The organism is Acinetobacter cumulans (assembly GCF_003024525.3).
Lineage (GTDB): Bacteria > Pseudomonadota > Gammaproteobacteria > Pseudomonadales > Moraxellaceae > Acinetobacter > Acinetobacter cumulans.
The window spans coordinates 2,865,188-2,884,598 of record NZ_CP035934.2 but is presented as its reverse complement, the minus strand read 5'-3'; the positions used below and the strand labels follow the sequence as shown (position 1 = coordinate 2,884,598).

At 42.2% G+C, this 19,411-nt stretch carries 22 protein-coding genes; 21 read left to right on the top strand and 1 reads right to left on the bottom strand.

What is annotated here, in order from left to right; translation table 11 throughout:
* Positions 1-3: 3 nt before the first annotated feature.
* The 13 genes from C9E88_RS13590 to C9E88_RS13530 all read left to right on the top strand — a co-directional run bounded on the left by C9E88_RS13590 (position 4) and on the right by C9E88_RS13530 (position 12,393).
* The gene (locus C9E88_RS13590; RefSeq protein WP_106986091.1) at positions 4-1,287 is read left to right on the top strand and encodes a glycosyltransferase family 4 protein; all 1,284 of its coding nucleotides are present in this window, start codon (positions 4-6) and stop codon (positions 1,285-1,287) included.
* A gap of 54 nt (positions 1,288-1,341) precedes the next feature.
* Entirely contained in the window at positions 1,342-1,893 is a 552-nt protein-coding gene (locus C9E88_RS13585) for a phosphatase PAP2 family protein (RefSeq protein ID WP_106986092.1), read from the top strand.
* Positions 1,894-2,028: 135 nt separating this feature from the next.
* Positions 2,029-2,229, top strand: coding sequence for a Fe-S cluster assembly protein IscX (gene iscX, locus C9E88_RS13580; protein ID WP_106986114.1), 201 nt, complete (start codon positions 2,029-2,031; stop codon positions 2,227-2,229).
* A gap of 110 nt (positions 2,230-2,339) precedes the next feature.
* Positions 2,340-2,771 carry a nucleoside-diphosphate kinase gene (ndk, locus tag C9E88_RS13575; protein ID WP_106986093.1) on the top strand — a complete coding sequence of 144 codons (432 nt, stop codon included), beginning with the start codon at positions 2,340-2,342 and terminating at the stop codon, positions 2,769-2,771.
* A 123-nt stretch (positions 2,772-2,894) separates the two neighbouring features.
* Complete coding sequence (rlmN, locus tag C9E88_RS13570; protein WP_106986094.1) at positions 2,895-4,130, top strand: dual-specificity RNA methyltransferase RlmN; 1,236 nt, start codon at positions 2,895-2,897, stop codon at positions 4,128-4,130.
* Positions 4,131-4,145: 15 nt separating this feature from the next.
* Positions 4,146-4,970: a type IV pilus biogenesis/stability protein PilW gene (pilW, locus tag C9E88_RS13565; RefSeq protein WP_106986095.1), complete on the top strand. Its 825-nt coding sequence runs from the start codon at positions 4,146-4,148 to the stop codon at positions 4,968-4,970.
* Positions 4,961-5,749: a helix-turn-helix domain-containing protein gene (locus C9E88_RS13560; protein WP_106986096.1), complete on the top strand. Its 789-nt coding sequence runs from the start codon at positions 4,961-4,963 to the stop codon at positions 5,747-5,749. The genes pilW and C9E88_RS13560 overlap by 10 nt, the downstream gene beginning before the upstream one ends.
* Positions 5,750-5,773: 24 nt before the next feature.
* Positions 5,774-6,892, top strand: a complete 1,119-nt coding sequence (gene ispG / locus C9E88_RS13555) for a flavodoxin-dependent (E)-4-hydroxy-3-methylbut-2-enyl-diphosphate synthase (protein WP_106986097.1) — start codon at positions 5,774-5,776, stop codon at positions 6,890-6,892.
* 3 nt (positions 6,893-6,895) lie between these two features.
* Positions 6,896-8,191, top strand: a complete 1,296-nt coding sequence (hisS, locus tag C9E88_RS13550; RefSeq protein WP_106986098.1) for a histidine--tRNA ligase — start codon at positions 6,896-6,898, stop codon at positions 8,189-8,191.
* Positions 8,192-8,220: 29 nt separating this feature from the next.
* On the top strand, positions 8,221-8,919 hold the full coding sequence (locus C9E88_RS13545) for a YfgM family protein (RefSeq protein WP_106986099.1): 699 nt from the start codon (positions 8,221-8,223) through the stop codon (positions 8,917-8,919).
* On the top strand, positions 8,916-10,064 hold the full coding sequence (gene bamB / locus C9E88_RS13540) for an outer membrane protein assembly factor BamB (RefSeq protein WP_106986100.1): 1,149 nt from the start codon (positions 8,916-8,918) through the stop codon (positions 10,062-10,064). The genes C9E88_RS13545 and bamB overlap by 4 nt, the downstream gene beginning before the upstream one ends.
* A 174-nt stretch (positions 10,065-10,238) precedes the next feature.
* Positions 10,239-11,648, top strand: coding sequence for a ribosome biogenesis GTPase Der (gene der, locus C9E88_RS13535; protein ID WP_106986101.1), 1,410 nt, complete (start codon positions 10,239-10,241; stop codon positions 11,646-11,648).
* Between the two features lie 106 nt (positions 11,649-11,754).
* Positions 11,755-12,393 carry a 4'-phosphopantetheinyl transferase family protein gene (locus C9E88_RS13530; RefSeq protein ID WP_106986102.1) on the top strand — a complete coding sequence of 213 codons (639 nt, stop codon included), beginning with the start codon at positions 11,755-11,757 and terminating at the stop codon, positions 12,391-12,393.
* 55 nt (positions 12,394-12,448) lie between these two features.
* Here the strand turns inward: C9E88_RS13530 and C9E88_RS13525 are convergent, their stop codons facing one another.
* Positions 12,449-13,219 (bottom strand): SDR family oxidoreductase, encoded by a 771-nt coding sequence (locus C9E88_RS13525; protein ID WP_106986103.1) that lies wholly within the window; start codon positions 13,217-13,219, stop codon positions 12,449-12,451.
* 94 nt (positions 13,220-13,313) lie between these two features.
* On the opposite strand from C9E88_RS13525, the gene mazG reads away from it, so the two are divergent.
* The 8 genes from mazG to C9E88_RS13485 all read left to right on the top strand — a co-directional run bounded on the left by mazG (position 13,314) and on the right by C9E88_RS13485 (position 19,411).
* The gene (mazG, locus tag C9E88_RS13520) at positions 13,314-14,108 is read left to right on the top strand and encodes a nucleoside triphosphate pyrophosphohydrolase (protein ID WP_106986104.1); all 795 of its coding nucleotides are present in this window, start codon (positions 13,314-13,316) and stop codon (positions 14,106-14,108) included.
* A complete protein-coding gene (locus C9E88_RS13515) occupies positions 14,086-14,484 on the top strand; it encodes a ComEA family DNA-binding protein (protein WP_106986105.1) in 399 nt (132 codons plus the stop codon). The genes mazG and C9E88_RS13515 overlap by 23 nt, the downstream gene beginning before the upstream one ends.
* Positions 14,485-14,618: 134 nt before the next feature.
* On the top strand, positions 14,619-16,079 hold the full coding sequence (pcnB, locus tag C9E88_RS13510) for a polynucleotide adenylyltransferase PcnB (RefSeq protein WP_106986106.1): 1,461 nt from the start codon (positions 14,619-14,621) through the stop codon (positions 16,077-16,079).
* A complete protein-coding gene (gene folK / locus C9E88_RS13505; protein ID WP_106986107.1) occupies positions 16,076-16,564 on the top strand; it encodes a 2-amino-4-hydroxy-6-hydroxymethyldihydropteridine diphosphokinase in 489 nt (162 codons plus the stop codon). The genes pcnB and folK overlap by 4 nt, the downstream gene beginning before the upstream one ends.
* 42 nt (positions 16,565-16,606) lie before the next feature.
* Positions 16,607-17,416: a 3-methyl-2-oxobutanoate hydroxymethyltransferase gene (gene panB, locus C9E88_RS13500; protein WP_106986108.1), complete on the top strand. Its 810-nt coding sequence runs from the start codon at positions 16,607-16,609 to the stop codon at positions 17,414-17,416.
* Positions 17,417-17,419: 3 nt separating this feature from the next.
* On the top strand, positions 17,420-18,268 hold the full coding sequence (gene panC, locus C9E88_RS13495; RefSeq protein ID WP_106986109.1) for a pantoate--beta-alanine ligase: 849 nt from the start codon (positions 17,420-17,422) through the stop codon (positions 18,266-18,268).
* A 25-nt stretch (positions 18,269-18,293) separates the two neighbouring features.
* Positions 18,294-19,145 (top strand): RNase adapter RapZ, encoded by an 852-nt coding sequence (gene rapZ / locus C9E88_RS13490; protein WP_106986110.1) that lies wholly within the window; start codon positions 18,294-18,296, stop codon positions 19,143-19,145.
* Positions 19,142-19,411: an HPr family phosphocarrier protein gene (locus C9E88_RS13485; RefSeq protein WP_026438354.1), complete on the top strand. Its 270-nt coding sequence runs from the start codon at positions 19,142-19,144 to the stop codon at positions 19,409-19,411. Before rapZ ends, C9E88_RS13485 begins: the two co-directional genes overlap by 4 nt.

Sequence of the window (19,411 nt, the reverse complement as noted above, 5' to 3'; positions counted from 1 at the left end):
CCTATGTCAGATCAAACAGCGACAAGCCTGCTCAAGCAACAGCAATTTCCAGAAAACCTACGCTTTTATTTTAAAAATAAGAATTCAAATCATCTCAAAGCGGATAGACGTGAGCTGAATGATTTGGTAAGACCTCGTTTGAAAATTGCCATTGTAACTGAAACGTGGCCACCCGAAATTAATGGTGTGGCACTGTCGTTGCTTCAATTGTGTAAAGGTTTACAAGCGTTAGGCCATAAAATTTTATTAATACGCCCACAACAAAAAAGTGAATGTTTGAGCTTTAAGCCTTATCAGGAGTGTTTGGTGTTGGCGCAGTCCATCCCGCGTTATCCGGGATTAAAGTTTGGCTGGCCACAATATTTAAAAGTTTCCAGTAGTATTGAAAGTTTTGAACCTGACGTTGTACATATTGTGACAGAAGGTCCACTGGGTTTGGCGGCATTGCAAGCGGCTAAAAATAAGAAAATTCCAATCTCAAGTGGCTTTCATTCTGCATTTCAAGATTTTAGTCGGTTCTTTGATTTGGCCTTTTTGCTTAAGCCAATACAACGTTATCTCTGTTGGTTTCATAACAGTACGCAATTGACCTGTGTACCCAGTCAGGGAACGGCAAAGTCGCTACAATCCTTAGGCGTGACTTGTCCCAAGGTTGTGGTGGGAAGAGGCGTAGATGTCGATGTTTTTCACCCTAAATATGCTTCGACTGGTTTGCGTCAGCAGTGGCAAGTCAATGAGCAGACTACAGTATTGCTTTATGTCGGGCGCTTATCGCCAGAAAAAGAATTGCATGTACTGATTGAGGCTTTTATTACCCAGCAAACCAAACAAACAGCAACGCAGTGTTTGGTTATTGTGGGAGATGGTCCTGAGCGCGAAAAGCTACAACGTTTAGCACAGGGGCATCGTATTATTTTTATGGGAAGCTTGAGTGGTATTGCATTGTCAGAAGTATATGCCAGTGCTGATGTTTTTGTCTTTCCAAGTCAAGTTGAAACCTTTGGTAATGTAGTGTTAGAGGCGATGGCCAGCGGATTGCCCATCGTGGCTTATGACAATGCATGTGCGCAGCAATATGTGCGAATTGGGCATACGGGCTGGTTAGCGGGGTTGGGGCAACTTACCCAATTTAGCGAATTGATTAAGAAGCTACCTGCACGAGAAGTATTAAAAACCATGGGTATACAAGCACAAGCAGATGTGCAACATGTTGGATGGAAGCATCCTGTACAACAATTTGAGCAGGCTTTATATAGTGTTGCTAGGCGAAGTATTGCACCAAGCTAATCCTGCTTTATGAAGCGATAACAGGAAGGTTATTGACCACCTGAGGAGAGAGCCATGAAATTCAAAAATGCAAAAATAAGAATGCTTGATCTCGATTTAAAAGGCTGTATTTATCTCAATACGTTTTCTCACTCAGAGCGAATCGCGTACTTTTTTAAAATGATTAGTCGCTTGGGCGATGGAGTTTTTTGGTATCTCATGTTGATGGCTGTGTGGATGCTACAAGGACTGATGTATGCATTTCAATTGCTGTACATTGCACTGAGTGGTTTGCTGGGAACTGGTATATATAAGTTGCTCAAACAAAAAACCGTACGGCCAAGGCCTTATCAAGTGCATCAAGTGATTCGATTGGGCGAGCGCCCTTTAGACCACTTTAGCTTTCCCTCAGGGCATACCCTACATGCGGTGATGGTGACGACTGTATTGGGGTGGGTGCAGCCGATTTTACTCATCTTGATGTTGCCTTTTACCGTATTGGTGGCTTTGTCGCGTATGGTTTTAGGGCTACACTATCCTAGCGATGTGGTCATTGGGGCATTGATTGGTGCTGTGGTGGCAATAGCCATTATTTTATGTGCACCCGTTTTACATATTATGCTTTAAGCCAATGTTGTGGTGTGGGGGCATTAAAATCTGCCATGACAATAAAAAATGAGGCTTTATTGATTGAAAATTTAGGCAGCAATTTAGAAATTTGCTAAAGTACAGCATCGTTTATTGGATGTTAGGATGGCGCACATGGGCTTACGCTGGACAGATACGATTGATATCGCAATTGAGCTTTATGAAGCTCATCCAGATGTGGATCCACAATGGATTCGCTTTACTGATTTACATGCATGGGTGTGCGCTTTGCCAGACTTTGCAGATAACCCAGAAAAATCGACTGAAGGTTTACTGGAAGCGATTCAAATGGCTTGGATAGACGAAGCAAGTTAACACTGCGTCGAAAAAAGCAATTTTTTTACATCTCAAAAGCAGAAAACAGCGCATTATTCGGTATAATGCGCCAAATTTTCCTGTCAACATTATGACTTAAGGAGCCTACCATGGCTATCGAACGTACTTTATCTATCGTTAAACCAGACGCAGTTGCTAAAAACAACATCGGTGACATCTTTGCTCGTTTCGAGAAAGCTGGTCTTCAAATCGTTGCAACTAAAATGAAACACTTGACTCAAGCTGAAGCTGAAGGCTTCTACGCTGAGCACAAAGAACGTGGTTTCTTTGCTGACCTAGTTGCATTCATGACTTCTGGTCCAGTTGTTGTTTCTGTTCTTGAAGGCGAAAACGCAGTTCTTGCTCACCGCGAAATCCTTGGCGCGACTAACCCTAAAGAAGCTGCTCCAGGTACAATCCGCGCTGACTTCGCTGTAAGCATCGACGAAAACGCTGCTCACGGTTCTGACTCTGTAGCATCTGCTGATCGTGAAGTTAACTACTTCTTCGCTCAAACTGAGATTGCTCCACGTACTCGTTAATTCGAAGTATTCAAACCAGATAAGTGTTATTATACTTATCTGGTTTTTTTATTCCCTGAATAATCCTTTGCTCACTTATTGAGCTTCTCCTTTCATCTTTAGACATGGTTTAGGTAATTACACATGAGTACTGAAGTAGTCGCTACATCAGCTGTTTCTGATGCACAGCAACAATCTCCATCCGCTCCAACGCAGCAAAAGTCTGTGGAAAAAGTGAATCTACTTGGCATGTCACGTCCACAAATGGAAAAATTCTTCGAAGATATGGGGGAGAGGAAGTTCCGTGCTGGGCAGGTGATGAAGTGGATGCACCAATTTTTTGTGACTGATTTTGCTGAAATGACCAATATTTCAGGCAAATTGCGTGAAAAACTAGAAAAAATTGCTGAAATTAAAGCGCCAGAAGTGGTGCATAAAAACTATTCTAAAGATGGTACCCGTAAGTGGGTATTCCGCGTGGGTGAGGGTGCAGGTTCTTTAGTTGAAACTGTTCTCATTCCTGCTGAACACCGTAGTGGTTTACGCCGTACATTGTGTATTTCTTCACAAGTCGGCTGTGCACTAGATTGCTCATTCTGTTCTACAGGTAAACAAGGCTTCCAGCGTGATTTAAATCAGGCTGAAATCATTGGTCAGCTATGGATGGCAAACTATTCTTATATGGAAGATGTGCCTGTTCTTGAGCGTGAGCGTTCGGTAACGAACGTCGTAATGATGGGGATGGGCGAACCACTCCTTAACTACGATGCAGTGCTGAATTCTATGCGTACCATGTTGGATGACTTTGCTTATGGCATGTCAAAGCGTCGCGTGACTTTATCAACTTCGGGTGTTGTGCCTAAAATCGATCAGATGGTGAAAGATATTGATGTCGCATTGGCGATTTCATTGCATGCACCAAACGATGAGCTTCGTAACGAACTGGTGCCAATCAATAAAAAATATCCACTAGAACAATTGATTGCAGCATGTCAGCGTTATATTGCTAAAGATGGCAACGAAAGTTCACGTAAACACGTGACGATTGAATATGTCATGTTAGATGGTGTAAATGACCATCCAGAGCATGCGCAACAAATGATTAAATTACTCAAAAATCTGCCGAGTAAAATTAATTTAATTCCATTTAACCCTTTCCCGCATGCGCCGTATGGTCGCTCAAGTCGTAACCGCATTATTTCTTTCCAAAAAACTTTGTCTGATGCTGGATTTGTGTGTACGATTCGTCAGACACGTGGCGATGATATTGATGCTGCGTGTGGACAACTTGTGGGGCAAGTTGCAGACCGTACTCGTCGTGCGGAGCAATGGAAAAAGAAAGTTGCGGCAAAGAATGAGATTCTGCGCTCGCAAGGATAACAAAGAGGCAGCCAATTGAGAAAGTCGACTTATAAAATTGCTTTAATTTCATCACTATGTATTGCGTTGAGTGCAATGGTAGGGTGTCAAACTACGGGTATTCATAGTGCAAGTGGTGGGGTAGTCAAAAAGGACCCAGAAAAAGCAGCAAAAGTAAGAACTCAAATGGCTGCTGAATATATTAAAAATGGCGATCTCGACTCGGCAAAACGTGAGCTTGACCAAGCCTTAGAAGCAAATAGCCGTGATGCACAAGCAAATATGATGATGGGTGTGCTTTTACAGCAAGAAGGAAGTAAAGCCAATATTCAAAAAGCGGATGGTTATTTTAAACGCGCCATATCATCTGAGCCTAAAAATGCGCAAGTACGTAACAACTATGGTACGTATTTATATCAACTTGAACGCTATAATGATGCGCTTGAACAGTTGAATATCGCCGGTTCTACATTGGGGTATGATCAGCGTGCAAGAGCGCTGGAAAATGCAGGGCGTATTTACCTTAAATTAGGTAATGTTGCGAGTGCTGAAAAAACATTCAAGCAAGCCTTGCAAGCTAATCGTGATTCTTATGTTTCGATGTTAGAGTTGGCAGAAATTTTTTATTTGAACCAGCAGACTGCTGATGCGACACAAATGTATGAACAATTTGTGCGTACAGTAGGTCAGAACAACCAAAGTGCACGTGCGCTTTGGATTGGTATTCGTACCGCGCATGCGAATAAAGACAACATTGGTCAGCAGGTTTTAGTGAACCAGCTACGTGCTTTATTCCCGGAAAGTCCAGAATACCAACGTTATTTGCAATTACAGTACAGTACTGAGGCCGTATGGAAATAAATCCTAATTCACCGCAATCGAATAACTCGAGCGTAGCCCCAAATGCGTTAGGAAATGTTCAGCGTCCAGGTGAGTACCTACGCCAGATTCGTGTCACGCAAAAACGTGATTTAGATGAAGTTGCGCAGGAGTTAAACATTCCTGTAAAGACATTGATGGCATTGGAGCAGGATGACTATAAGTCATTACCTGAAGCAACCTTTATTAAAGGTTATTACCGTACCTACGCAAAATTTTTAAAAGTTGATGCGACCAATATCATTCAGCGTTTTGATGAAATTTATGCCAATGATACGGGCCTCTTGCCAAATCATGCTTTAAATAACTCTCCAATTAAAATTATGGGCAAATTGCCAGGTTCTAACCGCGATCGTAATCGTAAGTGGTTGAAACGTGGTGCGTTGGCTATTGTAGTATTGGTGGTGTTGGCGGCAATCGTGATGGCTGTACAAAATATGTCATCTACATCTTCTGATAATGAAGGTGCACCAGTTAAAACTTCTGACGTAGAAGTCATTAATATGGATGGTTCATCGGCTGTATCTGGCGAGCAATTAGAATTGAATTTTAGTCGTCCAACCTCAGTGAATATTGTTGATGCGACGGGTAAAGTGCTGGCGACGGGTCGCCAAGCTACGACATTAACTTTACATGGTGAATCACCATTCCAAATTCGTTTAGATGATGCAGAAGCCGTGACACTAAGCCTCAATAATGAAAATATTTCATTGTCGCCGTATACCGTAAATGGTCGAGCAGACTTCCGTTTATCTCGTTAAGGCATAACAGAGCAGATTCGAACAATGATTGAAAATCCGATTAAGCGCCGTCCAACTCGTAAAATTCGTGTCGGTTCGGTGTATGTAGGTGGTGACGCACCAATCAGTATTCAAAGCATGACCAATACTGAAACCTGTGATGTAGATGCAACAGTTGCACAAATTCAGCGCTGTGTAGATGCGGGTGCAGATATCATGCGTGTTTCTGTGCCGAGCATGGAAGCGGCAGCAGCTTTTGGTGAAATTCGTAAACAAGTGAATGTGCCATTGGTTGCCGATATTCACTTTGACTATAAAATTGCCTTGGCAGTTGCCGACTTTGGCGCAGATTGCCTCCGTATTAATCCGGGTAATATTGGCTCGGAAGCAAAAATTCGTGAAGTGGTGGCCGCAGCACGTCATCACGATATTTCTATGCGTATTGGGGTGAATGCAGGTTCACTCGAAAAAGATATTCAAAAAAAATATGGTGAGCCTACAGGCCAAGCTTTGCTTGAATCTGCAATGCGCCATATTGATATTTTAGACCGCTTAAATTTTCATGAATTTAAAGTGTCGGTCAAAGCATCGAATGTATTTTTAACTATGGATGCTTATCGTTTGTTATCACAACAAATTGATAATCCACTTCATTTGGGTGTGACTGAGGCGGGAATCTACCGCACAGGTTCAGTCAAGTCAGCGATTGCATTGGGCGGTTTACTTATGGAAGGCATCGGTGACACGATGCGTATTTCATTGGCAGCCGAGCCTGAAGAAGAAGTAAAAATTGGTTTTGATATTTTAAAATCACTGGGCTTACGTTCAAATGGCATTAATTTTATTGCGTGCCCGAGTTGTTCGCGTCAGGAGTTTAATGTCATTTCTGTGATGCAAGCTTTAGAAGAACGCCTTGAAGATGTACGTACGCCAATGGATGTCTCGGTGATTGGCTGTAAAGTTAATGGCCCTGGTGAAGCTAAAGAAGCTGATATTGGCGTGGTGGGTGCAAGTCCGCGTTCACTGGTGTATCGTAATGGCGAAAAGAGTCATTTAATCGACACCAATCAATTGGTTGACGAAATTGAAGCGATGGTTCGTCAACGTGTTTTAGCGCTTGAAGAAGCGAAATCTAAAGAAATCATTCGCACCAGTTCTGAGTAGGTCATGAGTTCAATTGTAGCAATTAAAGGTTTTAACGATATTCTCCCAACGCAAACTCCTGCGTGGAGACGTTTAGAACAGCATTTAGCATCATTAATGGATGCATACGGTTATCAACAAATTCGTTTGCCTATCGTTGAGCAAACCAATTTGTTTAAGCGTTCAATTGGCGATGCAACAGATATTGTTGAAAAAGAAATGTACACTTTTTTAGACAAAGGTCAGCCACCTGAGTCTTTAACCTTGCGCCCTGAAGGGACCGCAGGCTGTGTGCGTGCAATGCTAGAACATAACCTACTGCGTGGTGCAACGCCAAAAGTGTGGTATGTCGGCCCGATGTTTCGTTATGAAAAACCACAAAAAGGTCGCTATCGTCAATTCCACCAATTTGGTGTAGAAACTTTTGGTGTTTCAACGCCAGATCAAGATGCTGAATTGATTCTTATGACAGCGCGTCTTTGGAAGCGTATGGGTGTTGCAGATAAAGTTCAACTTGAACTCAACACTTTGGGTGAGTCTGATGAACGTGCAAACTACCGTGCAGCCTTAGTTGAATTTCTTCAAGCACACAAAGCAGATTTAGATGAAGATTCACAGCGTCGTTTGACTACCAATCCGCTTCGTATTTTAGATTCTAAAGATGCAAAAACACAAAGCATTCTTGAAAATGCACCAAAACTTCATGACTTTATGGGTGAAGAAACTTTGGCTCATTTTGCACAGTTACAGCAGTATTTAACAGATGCTGGTATAAGCTTTGTGATTAACCAAAAATTGGTGCGTGGTTTAGACTACTACAACAAAACTGTATTTGAATGGACTACAACGCATTTGGGTTCACAGGGTACAGTGTGTGCAGGCGGTCGTTATGATGGTCTAGTTGGGCAGTTGAAAGGCAAGCCAGATCAATCTGTACCAGCAGTCGGTTTTGCAATGGGTATGGAGCGCTTATTGCTTCTTCTTGAACAAGTTGAAGACAATACACCAGTCCGTGATTGTGAAGTATTTTTGGTTTCTGAACCTGCATATCAATCTAAAGCATTGGTGCTTGCAGAGCAAATTCGTGACCAATTAGATGCTGCGACATCGGCGATTCGCTTCAAAGTAGGCTCACAGGGTTCAATGAAATCACAAATGAAAAAAGCCGATCAATCGGGTGCAATTTTCGCTGTGATTCTGGGTGAACGAGAGTGGGATGCTCAGCAATTATTGGTGAAAGAGCTTGCAACAGCGACACAAACAGAAGTTGCTGTTTCAGCCATTGTGCCATTTATTATCGAACAAATTTCTTCAAAATAAGCCATAACAGATAAGGAAAAGGGAATCACATGAGCGCATTAAGTGATGATGAACAGCTTGATAACTTGAAATCATTCTCTAAGAAGTATGGTTCTGCCATTATTAGCGGGATTTTAATTGCGTTGATTGCCTTTTTCGGTTGGGAATATTGGCAGAAGAAAAATCTGGCTGAGTCCCAAGTGGAAACAGCCAGAGTGCAACAATTGATTGGTGATGCGCAGTCTGCACAGGGTGATGCATTTACTCAACTGTCGACATCTGCAGATAAAATTGTAAAAGATGCACCTGACTCAGCTCAGGCAATTCAAGCACAATTGCTGATGGCGAAATTGGCTTATGATAAGTCAGACTATGCAAGTGCTGAAAAAGCATTGAAAAAAGTTGAAAACTCAAAAGTAGATGATCAAGGCTTAGTACAAGTCGTGAAATTACGTTTGGCTTATGCACAATTGGCACAGAAGAAATATGATGAGGCCTTAAAAACCTTAGTAGCTGTGACTGATCCTGCCTTTAAAGCAACAGCTGATGAAGCGCGTGGTGATGTGTATGTTGCAAAAAATGATATTGAAAATGCTAAAAAAGTATATCAAAGTGCATGGGATGCGTTGGTAGAACGTAAAGAAGAACGCCAAATTTTACAAATTAAACTCGAAAGTGTAGGCGTTTTAGTTGATGATCCAGAAATTGAACGCCCGATATTAGATACACATGTGGAAGAAGCTGAATGAATAGAAAATACAAATTTGCGTGTGCATTGACAGTTTTAACACTTGCACTAACCGGATGTGCAAGTAAAGGTCCAAAGGTAGAAGAGCCAAAGCCAAATCCTTTACCAAAATTAGTCAATCCACAAACACTGAGCTCTGTATTTTCTACCAGTGTTGCATCGACCAGCGAAGCAGACCCATTACGTTTACGTTTGGATTCAAACAACGGTGTAGTGTATGTCATTAATCCAAAGGGCGAAGTTGAGGCTTATCAAGGTAAACAACGTCTTTGGCAGAAAAATGTCAGCAAACAAGGTTTGAGTTCTGGTGTAGAAGCAGCCGAAGGTCTTGTTGTTGTGGGTAACCAGAAAGGTCAATTGTTTGCTTTGGATCAAGCGACAGGCGAACAAAAGTGGACAGCACAATTGTCTGGTGCAATTCTTGCGCCGTCGTTGATTCATGCGGGTCGTGTAATTACCGTAGCCAACGATGGTACGGTTTATGCGCATGAGCTTGATACAGGTAAACAAGCGTGGACATACAGCTTACCAAACGTACAGTTTAGTTTGCGTGGCCAAGCAGCACCTGTCGCGCTGGATGCTCGAAATGTATTGATTGCCTCAGCAAATGCTTATATTTATGCTATTGATGCTTTAAGTGGCGCACCGCGTTTACAACGTCGTATGGCAGTAACGGAAGGCCGTTCGGATATTCAGCGTTTAGTTGATATTGATGGTGAGCCGACAGTTGCAGGTCAATTTTTGGTAACAACCAGCTATCAAGGTCAAGTGACTGTGATGGATATGGTGAGCCAACAAGTGATTTGGAGTGAAGATGCGAGCAGTACGCAGCGCCCAGAAGTTTCAGGTAACGGTGTGTTTGTGGCGCAAAATGATGGCAAAATCACGGCTTATGAAATTACCACAGGTCATAAACTTTGGGAAAACGATCAGCTGTTGAATCGTAAACTCAGTAACCCTGTAATGTTAGGTCAAAACCTTGTGGTGGGTGATTTGGATGGTGTATTACACTTGATTGATCCGAGCACAGGAAATATTATTGGCCGTGCAAAAACCAGCGGTGATGTCCGTACTTTACGCGTAATCGACAATCAATTATTTGTTGCGACGCGTAAGGGTGCAATGAGCATTTGGCAGAACCGTTAATTTTTCGTTGGCTTATGCTAAAATAAGCCAACCGTATTTTTGAACGCGGGGTGATTGTTATTCAATACCCCGTGTTTTTATTTATTTTTGGGCCTAAATCCAATTCTTATTCTTCCCAAACTTTCTGATGTTCAGACCAGACCTAGCTGGCTGATCTTGAATAAAGGTTAATCTATGAAACCCGTAATTGCGCTCATTGGTCGTCCGAACGTCGGAAAATCAACGTTGTTTAACCAGATTACTAAGAGCCGTGATGCACTTGTTGCCGATTTTGCAGGTCTTACACGTGACCGTAAATATGGCGATGCAACGTATCAAAATAAATCATTCATTGTTGTTGATACTGGTGGTATTGGCGAAAATGAAGGTGGTATTGACTCATACATGGCTGAGCAGTCAAAAACTGCAATCAACGAAGCAGATATGATCATTTTTGTGGTCGATGCTCGTGCGGGACTGTTGGCATCTGATGAACAGATTGCTCGTGAGCTACGTACATTAGGTAAAAAAGTTTATCTTGTTGCTAACAAAGTTGATGGTGTACATGCTGAAGCCGCACTTGTTGAATTTTACAAGCTAGGTATGGGTGAGCCTTTGCAGGTTGCAGCCAGCCATGGCCGTGGCGTACAACAAATGCTTGAGGAAGTCCTTACAGACGTACCTGAAGATGAAGATGCTGAAGCACACGACAAAGATACAGGCTTACGCCTTGCGATCATTGGTCGTCCAAACGTGGGTAAATCTACGCTAGTAAACCGTTTATTGGGTGAAGATCGTGTTGTTGCATTTGACCAACCAGGTACAACGCGTGACTCGATTTATATTCCTTTTGAACGTGATGGCCGTAAATACACATTAATCGATACTGCTGGTGTACGTCGTAAAGGTAAAGTGGATGAAATGATTGAGAAGTTCTCAATTGTTAAAACTTTACAAGCGATGAAAGATGCCAACGTGATTGTGGTAGTGGTCGATGCGCGTGAAGGGATTGTTGAGCAAGACTTACACTTGATTGGCTATGCCATTGAAGCGGGTCGTGCGATGGTGATTGCGATTAATAAATGGGACAATATGTCTGAATATGATCGTAAGCAATGTAAACTTGATGTTGAGCGTCGTTTTGACTTTATTCCATGGGCAAAAATTCATTTGATTTCTGCTTTGCATGGTACAGGTGTTGGCGATCTTTATCCTTCAATTCACCGTGCGTATGATTCATCACGTTTGAAGGTTTCACCAGCAAAAATCACCCAAATTTTGAATGATGCGACAGATGCGCACCATCCACCGAAAGTGCAAGGTCGTGCAATCAAAATGCGTTATGCGCATATTGGCGGTCAAAACCCACCAACGATTGTGATCCATGGTAACAAAGTGGATAAAACACCTGCGGATTACCGTCGTTACTTAGAAAACGTGTTCCGTAAAGTGTACAAGCTTGAAGGTACGCCAGTGAAGATCGAATTTAAAACCTCTGAAAACCCATTTGAAGGTCGTAAATCTCAAGTGGATGAACGTACTTTGGCACGTAAACGCCGTTATGTTCAGAAGTTTAAGAAAGCTGAAAAGAAATTTAAACGTTAATTCGTTGATCTCAAAAAGCCTGCAATTGCAGGCTTTTTGCGCTTTGGGCTAGACTAGAGATTGGTGAGTTAAATTGGTTTACACACATGAAATTGAGGTCAGCTTGATGGCGCAGATTCGGATTGATCTACAGCAGATTGTACAATTAGCAGATTTACAGCTGAACCGTCAGCAACAAGTACAACATCGCAAAGTAATGACAGCCGAAATGCGCAATCGTTATTTATCAGCAGTGCTTGAGCAACCTATTCAAAATACAGATTTTGCACGGACTGAATATGGCAAACCTTATTTGCTTGAACATCCGAAATTTTATTTTAATCATAGTCACAGTCAAAAACATTATGCCTTAGCCACGAGCCATCGTGTGGCAGATTTGGGGGTTGATGTGGAAGACCTTGATCGTGTTGTGCGCTTTGCTGCTTTGGCTCAACACGCATTTCATCCCGAAGAAATACAACATTGGCGCGATTTAGCAGAGGATACGGAATATTGGTTTAAGGTTTGGACCATTAAAGAGGCTGTATTAAAGGCATCAGGGCTCGGCATTCGCCTGAATTTACATGAGCTGAACACACAAGCTCATGCTACACAAAACAGTGGAATATGTAGTCATCCTGAACTTGGGGTGTTTGCTTATCAATGTTATGTGATTGGAAAAGCTATGCTTAGTGTGGCTTGGCGTACAGAACGTTCTTGTCAGGGTTTTCGCCTGCCCGTGATTGCAGTTCATTCGCACCTTTAGTTTGTTTAAATGAAGTCTGAATCACGTGCAAGATGCTGTGCAGTGGATTGCTTAACTATTTTTTGCTAATCCAAAGATTGCTCATTCGATTAACAAACTGTGGGCTTACATTGGAGAGTGTCATGAGGACTTTGGCCTTTAGGCCAACTGTATGATGCGTGACGGTAAAAGGCGTATCTTTTAATTGGACTGTGTGTAGTATTTGCCGTGCAACATCTGTAGCACTTAAGTGTACCCCCATATTGTGAATACTCCCTGCATTCATGTTTTTCACCATATTGGTTTGTACAAATAAAGGCATAATATCGAACACGCGAATCCCGTATTTTTGCCATTCAATATCTAGACCCTCGGTCAGGCCTCGGACTGCAAATTTAGATGCGGCATAGCTGACTAAATCGGGTTGACCATAAATGGCAGAAGCAGAAGATAGATTAATCACACGTGCAAAAGATGCTTGGCGTAAATAGGGCAATGCTAAATAGCAACCCGTCAAAACGCCCTTAATATTAATGTCGACGGTTTTAAGGTGAGCACTGAGTTCAGTCTCTTCAAAGGGGCCAGAGTAGAGAATTCCTGCATTATTGACCAAGATATTGAGCTCACCTGCCCAAGTGCTAAATTCTGCGAGCGCATTTTCCCAGTGTTGAGCATTGCTGACATCGAGTAAGCCTGCTTTGGCATGGGGGCCAAGTTGCTGAGCCAGTTGTTGAGCTTGTACGACGTTAATGTCGTAAATACCGACTTTATAGCCCTGTTGATAAAATAATTGTGCGGTTGCTGCACCAATGCCTTGTGCTGCCCCACTAATAAATATACTTTGCACTTTTATGATTCTCCTTATTTTCCCTATGCGATTTTGAGCATAACAAAATAAAATGAGGAAATCTTGAGCAACATGAAAAACACTGAGGTGAAATGTGGAACGTTTATTGAATATTATGCAAGAGCTACGGATGAAGTGCCCTTGGGATCAACAACAAACGCCACAAAGCCTCACTCAATATGCCATTGAAGAAGCATACGAAGTTGAAGCGGCAATTCGTGAAGGTCATATTGATGAGATCAAAAATGAACTTGGTGATTTGCTCTTACAGGTGGTGTTTCAATCGCAAATGTATAGTGAAATGGGGGCTTTCACCTTTGATGATGTCGTGAATGCGATTTCAGAAAAATTAATTCGTCGTCATCCGCATGTGTTTCAAGCCGAGCAATTTAGCCAGCTCAATGCGGACGATGTTGCCAAGCTTTGGCAAAAAATTAAAGCAGAGGAACGTGCTGGAAAAAGTGCATCCCGCTTAGATGCAATTAAACCTGGCCCTGCATTGAATCAAGCAGAAGAGATCCAAAAAAAAGTTGCCAAAATAGGGTTCGATTTTCCAGATGTGCAAGAGGCGTATGGCAAGGTCGAAGAAGAATTGGCAGAATTTCAAGAGGCTTTGGCTTCGCAAAATTCCGATGAAATTATAGATGAATTTGGCGATTGCTTATTTTCACTGGTGAATGTTGGTCGTAAACTAGGCATCTCTAGTGAGATTGCATTGTTGGGCACGATTCAAAAATTTCGCTCACGCTTTGCATATATAGAATCACAGGTTGCATTACACAATAACAATATAGAAGACCTGTCACTGGCTGAAATGGATCAGCTGTGGGAACAGGCAAAACAACACTTAAAACAGCAGGCACAGCATGAAACAGGGCGGATTGAATAAAGCACAGCTTCTTCTTTGGTTAATGATTTTGATGACACTGAGCATGTCTTGGGCTAAAGCTGAAACTGCAGACTATACGCAGTGGAAAGCGACGCAACAGGCACATGATCAGCGCTTGAAAACCCCAGATGCTACGGCACAGCATTATTTGGCTAAACCTACGTTACATGCGAATACTTCAGGCGCCAAAGTGAGTTTAAACACTGCGAATAGTGAGCAGTTACAACAATTACACGGTATTGGTCAGAAAAAAGCTGAGGCAATCATTGCGTATCGGAGCCAAAACGGGAAGTTCAAAAGCATTGAAGAAATCCAACAAGTCAAAGGTATAGGGCCTGCTTTGTATGCCAAAAATAGAGCGCGCTTAAGTTTGTAAATATTACAATTGTAGAAAATTCCAATCTAGGCAATACGGTTGGATTGATAGAATCAAATTGCCCTTTGATTGTGTTAGAGATATGATTACGGCATCTTAAAATTTTTACGTCCAGACGTAGGAGACAGCGTCTTTTGCAAACTTTGCGCGCGTCCAAATGCGGTTTATCTACCGCACAATTACCTTCTTCCATATTAGATGTGATTGATGCCTTAACTAAGGCAGGCTATGAAGCTTATATCGTCGGCGGTGGTGTACGTGATTTAATGCTGGGTCTGAATCCTAAGGATTTTGATGCGGTGACGAATGCCACACCATCACAAGTTAAAGAAGTCTTCGGACGACGTTGTCGGATTATCGGACGTCGCTTTGAGTTGGCACATGTCTATTCAGGTCGTGAACTCATTGAAGTTGCTACTTTTCGTGCACCTCCGAAAAAAGCAGTAACTTCTGCTGCAGGCATGATTTTACGTGACAATAACTGGGGAACCATTGAGCAAGATTTTGCACGACGTGATTTTTCAATTAATGCCATGTATTACCAGCCACGCAAAGGTATCGTGCTCGATTTTTGTAATGCCTATGAAGACATCAAAGCGAAAAAGTTAAGTTTATTGGGCGATCCGATGCTTCGTTTTGAAGAAGATCCTGTGCGTATGTTACGCACATTGCGTTTTGCAGCGAAATTAAACTTCTCTATCGATCAAAGCATTTTGGATGTCTTTACACCTGAAACTGCGCAATTACTCCGTGATGTGTCTCCACATCGTTTATACGATGAGTCCCAGAAACTCTTCACGATGGGACACTTAAACCGTGTCATGCCAATGCTGATAGAATTCGAGATCTGGCATCAGTTATTTGCGGATATCCAGCCAAATATCACGCCATTTATCGAGCGCGCAGCCAAAAACACAGACCAGCGTATCTCAATTGGTAAGACCATCAATCCTGCATTTTTCTATGCAGTGTTGCTGTGGAAGCCTTTCCTTGAGCGTTGTGAGTTTTATGCGAAAAAAGGCGTAGTTGCTGCTGAAGCTCGTGCTCAGGCTGGTTTAGATGTGCTTAAACGTCAAGCGACGCGTACTGTTATTCCACGTTTTGCAGAAACTTTTATTCGTGAAGTTTGGGAGATGCAGACGCGTTTGCTTAATCCAAAACCGCAGCAAATTGAAGCATTGTCTGGACATGCACGTTTCCGTGCGGGTTTTGACTTTTTATTGCTACGTGAAAAATCGGGTGATCAAACGACTCAAGGCATGGGTGTGTGGTGGGACACTTACCAAACACTTAGCACAGATGAAAAAGAACGTGCGATTGCGGACTACAATCGCCAACGTGCGAAAGGGCGCCGTAAAGGTGCTACTCAAGAAGACATTAAGCCATTACATCAAGTTCAACAAGCTGAGATTGAACCTTTGGTGAATGAGCCAGAACCTCGTAGTCGTCGTGCGCGTAAAGCCAAGCAACAAGCTGACTTTAAAGCACAGGCGGTGAATGGGGGGAATGATCAAATTACGGCAGATCACCCAATTCTAAAACGTAAGCGTGTAAAACGAGATTTGAGCACGGTGATTTTTGGACCAACGCAATGAGCGTGATTACCTATATTGGCTTAGGCAGTAATTTGGGGGATTCTCTGCAAATTTTGACCGAAGCTGTGCATAAATTGTCGACACTAGGTGCGGTTAACGTCTCTAAACTGTACCAAAGTCCGCCCATGGGTCCGCAGGATCAACCGAATTATTTAAATGCTGTAGTGCAATTGCAAACCGATTTAGAACCATTGGCATTACTTGATGAATTACAGCGCTTTGAACAAGAGTCTGGTCGCGTACGTCTACGCCGTTGGGGCGAGCGTACACTTGACCTAGATTTGTTGATTTATGGCCAACAAAATATTCAACATCCGCGTTTAATTGTGCCTCATGTAGGCGTGATGGAACGTGATTTTGTGCTGATTCCATTACTCGATTTAGATGAAAATCTACAGTTAAATGGACAACAATTAAATACTTTACCCATTCTGGATCAAGTCAGTCTGACTGTCTTAGATGCAGGAAATTGGGCAAAAATTTAAATTTTTATTGGCTGAAAATATGGCCATAAGAGGAAATTCTAGATGATCAGTCTAAGCCACTTAAAAAAATTTAAAGCGGAAGGCCGAAAGTTTTCTTGCTTAACTTGTTATGATGCAAGTATGGCAAAAGCAATGGAAGTTGCTGAAATTGATACAATCTTAGTAGGTGATTCACTCGGAATGACCATTCAAGGTCATGATTCGACTTTGCCTGTAACTGTTGAAGATATGGCATACCACACTGCAACAGTGCGCCGTGGTAATCAACATGCCTTTATTTTAACTGATCTGCCATTTATGAGTTATGCAACCTTAAATGATGCCTTACAAAACTCAAAAACCATTATGCAAGCCGGTGCGCACATGGTGAAACTTGAGGGTGGGGCATGGTTAGCAGAAACTGTGGCAACGCTGACACGTAACGGGATTCCTGTATGTGTGCATTTAGGTTTAACACCTCAATCTGTACACGTATTTGGTGGCTATAAAGTCCAAGCCCGTACACGTGAAACAGCAGATCAGCTTATTGCAGACTGTAAAGCTGTGGTTGATGCAGGCGCTGCGATTTTGTTGTTGGAATGCGTTCCAGCACAAGTCGGTAAAGAAATTAGTGAATTGTTCCCGCAAACACCTGTGATTGGTATTGGTGCTGGGGCAGATACGGATGGCCAAGTGTTGGTACAGCAAGATATGCTCGGGCTTACATTTAGCCATGTTGCGAAATTTGTACGTAACTTTATGAAAGAACAGTCAGGTGAGACGGCTATTTTAGATGCATTTAAGGCTTACCATGCCGCAGTGCTCGATGGATCTTTCCCTGCAAAAGAACAAACTTTCCAAATTGAGTTATAAAAGATGAAAACTGAAACCACGATTCAAGGCTTGACTGCATCGCTGAGTCCTGCAAAAGCAGCACGTAAAATTATTGGCTTTGTTCCAACTATGGGTAATTTGCACGAAGGGCATTTAAACCTTGTACGTGAAGCGCGTAAACTCTGTGATGTGGTGGTGGTGAGTATCTTTGTCAACCCAATTCAGTTTGGGCCAAATGAAGATTTTGATAATTATCCACGTACTTTAGAACGCGATCAGCAACTTTTAGCTGATGTGGGTTGTGACATCGTTTTTGCGCCAACTGTAGAGCAAATGTATGGCAATCAACCGCGTCTAACCAATATTTCAGTGAATAACATTACAGATGATTTATGTGGTGCACAGCGCCCAGGTCATTTTGATGGTGTTGCAGTAGTTGTGACCAAACTCTTTAACATGGTGCAACCCAATTTTGCATTTTTTGGTCAAAAAGACTATCAACAACTGGCTGTGATTCGTCAGTTTGTGCGTGATTTAAATATTCCTTTAGAAGTGATTGGTGTGCCGATTACACGCGCTGCAGATGGTTTGGCACTCAGCTCACGTAATGGTTACTTAAGCCCTGAGCACCGTGAAATTGCTCCAGTTATTTACCAAAGCTTACAAACGGCAGCACAACAACTCACGTCAGGCACTGCGTTGTCAGATGCTTTAAATACAATTCGAGCAACATTAACGGATGCTGGTTTTGTGGTGGATTATGTGGAAGCACGTAGCCCAGAACTTCAAAAAGTCGATAGCTTTAATCAAGACGTCGTCTTGTTTGTAGCAGCCAAAATTGGCAAAACACGCTTAATTGATAATTTACAGGTTAAGTTTACTGCATCTTAATTTGCATGAAAGGACAGCACGCGCGATGAAACGAATTTTAATCGTTACAGGCCAGTCAGGATCAGGAAAGTCATCTGCTTTGCAGGTGCTGGAAGATTTGGGGTATTACTGTATTGATAATTTGCCTCTCGCGCTGTTGCCTGAAATTGTTGAAAAATTAGATCAGGAAAATAATCTCGAGCAACTGGCCTTAGGGGTGGATGTTCGAAGTACACGCCAAGATATGCAAGAGTTTGACCATGTTTTTTCATTATTGCAAAAGCATGGTGCCGTGGATGTGATTTATTTGACTACGCGTGATCAGGAACTGATAGCACGCTTTAGTGCATCGCGTCGTCCTCATCCATTATCCAGCCGTTTTAATAGTTTGAATGAATGTATTCAACAAGAAAAAGATTTGTTGTTGCCGATTCAATTTCGTGCGACAGTACATATCGACACCACAGATAAAAGCGTACATGATTTAAAGCATGTGCTTTTATCTAAATTAGGGCAAGCTGACCAATTAATTGTTATTTTACAGTCTTTTGGTTTTAAACATGGCATCCCTTTAGATGCGGACTATGTGTTTGATGTTCGGCATTTACCTAACCCGCATTGGGATTTAGAGTTAAGAAAATTTTCTGGTTTAGATGTACCTGTACAAAAATTCTTAGAAAGCAGTGCACAAACCAATGAAATGTTTACTGATATTTATCAATTTTTAGAAAAGTGGTTGCCTGCTTTTGCAGAAGGACACCGCCATTATATGACGGTTTCTATCGGTTGTACGGGTGGACAACATCGTTCGGTTTATATTGTGGATAGACTCAAGAGAGCCCTTGAGGCAAAATGGTCTGTTCAGGTCTTACATAGAGAAATGAAGCACTGGTCATGATAGACACAACTGTTGACGTAATAAACAAACTAGGTTTACATGCGCGTGCGTCTGGAAAACTCATTGAAGTCACCACTAAATTTCGCTCATCGATTCAGATTGGCAAAGGTGATAAATTAGTAGACGCAAAAAACATTATGTCTTTGCTCATGCTCGGTGCTGGTAAAGGCACAACTTTGCGCTTAGTGATTGATGGTGCAGATGAAGAAAAAGCTTTGTCTGATATTCAAGCATTATTCGCAGCAAAATTTTATGAGGCAGATTAA

Coding starts and splice junctions, on each gene's coding strand:
- C9E88_RS13590 (WP_106986091.1), top strand. CDS start 4: ATGTCAGATCAAACAGCGACAAGCCTGCTCAAGCAACAGCAATTTCCA.
- C9E88_RS13585 (WP_106986092.1), top strand. CDS start 1,342: ATGAAATTCAAAAATGCAAAAATAAGAATGCTTGATCTCGATTTAAAA.
- iscX (WP_106986114.1), top strand. CDS start 2,029: ATGGGCTTACGCTGGACAGATACGATTGATATCGCAATTGAGCTTTAT.
- ndk (WP_106986093.1), top strand. CDS start 2,340: ATGGCTATCGAACGTACTTTATCTATCGTTAAACCAGACGCAGTTGCT.
- rlmN (WP_106986094.1), top strand. CDS start 2,895: ATGAGTACTGAAGTAGTCGCTACATCAGCTGTTTCTGATGCACAGCAA.
- C9E88_RS13560 (WP_106986096.1), top strand. CDS start 4,961: ATGGAAATAAATCCTAATTCACCGCAATCGAATAACTCGAGCGTAGCC.
- ispG (WP_106986097.1), top strand. CDS start 5,774: ATGATTGAAAATCCGATTAAGCGCCGTCCAACTCGTAAAATTCGTGTC.
- hisS (WP_106986098.1), top strand. CDS start 6,896: ATGAGTTCAATTGTAGCAATTAAAGGTTTTAACGATATTCTCCCAACG.
- C9E88_RS13545 (WP_106986099.1), top strand. CDS start 8,221: ATGAGCGCATTAAGTGATGATGAACAGCTTGATAACTTGAAATCATTC.
- bamB (WP_106986100.1), top strand. CDS start 8,916: ATGAATAGAAAATACAAATTTGCGTGTGCATTGACAGTTTTAACACTT.
- der (WP_106986101.1), top strand. CDS start 10,239: ATGAAACCCGTAATTGCGCTCATTGGTCGTCCGAACGTCGGAAAATCA.
- C9E88_RS13530 (WP_106986102.1), top strand. CDS start 11,755: ATGGCGCAGATTCGGATTGATCTACAGCAGATTGTACAATTAGCAGAT.
- C9E88_RS13515 (WP_106986105.1), top strand. CDS start 14,086: ATGAAACAGGGCGGATTGAATAAAGCACAGCTTCTTCTTTGGTTAATG.
- folK (WP_106986107.1), top strand. CDS start 16,076: ATGAGCGTGATTACCTATATTGGCTTAGGCAGTAATTTGGGGGATTCT.
- panB (WP_106986108.1), top strand. CDS start 16,607: ATGATCAGTCTAAGCCACTTAAAAAAATTTAAAGCGGAAGGCCGAAAG.
- panC (WP_106986109.1), top strand. CDS start 17,420: ATGAAAACTGAAACCACGATTCAAGGCTTGACTGCATCGCTGAGTCCT.
- rapZ (WP_106986110.1), top strand. CDS start 18,294: ATGAAACGAATTTTAATCGTTACAGGCCAGTCAGGATCAGGAAAGTCA.
- C9E88_RS13485 (WP_026438354.1), top strand. CDS start 19,142: ATGATAGACACAACTGTTGACGTAATAAACAAACTAGGTTTACATGCG.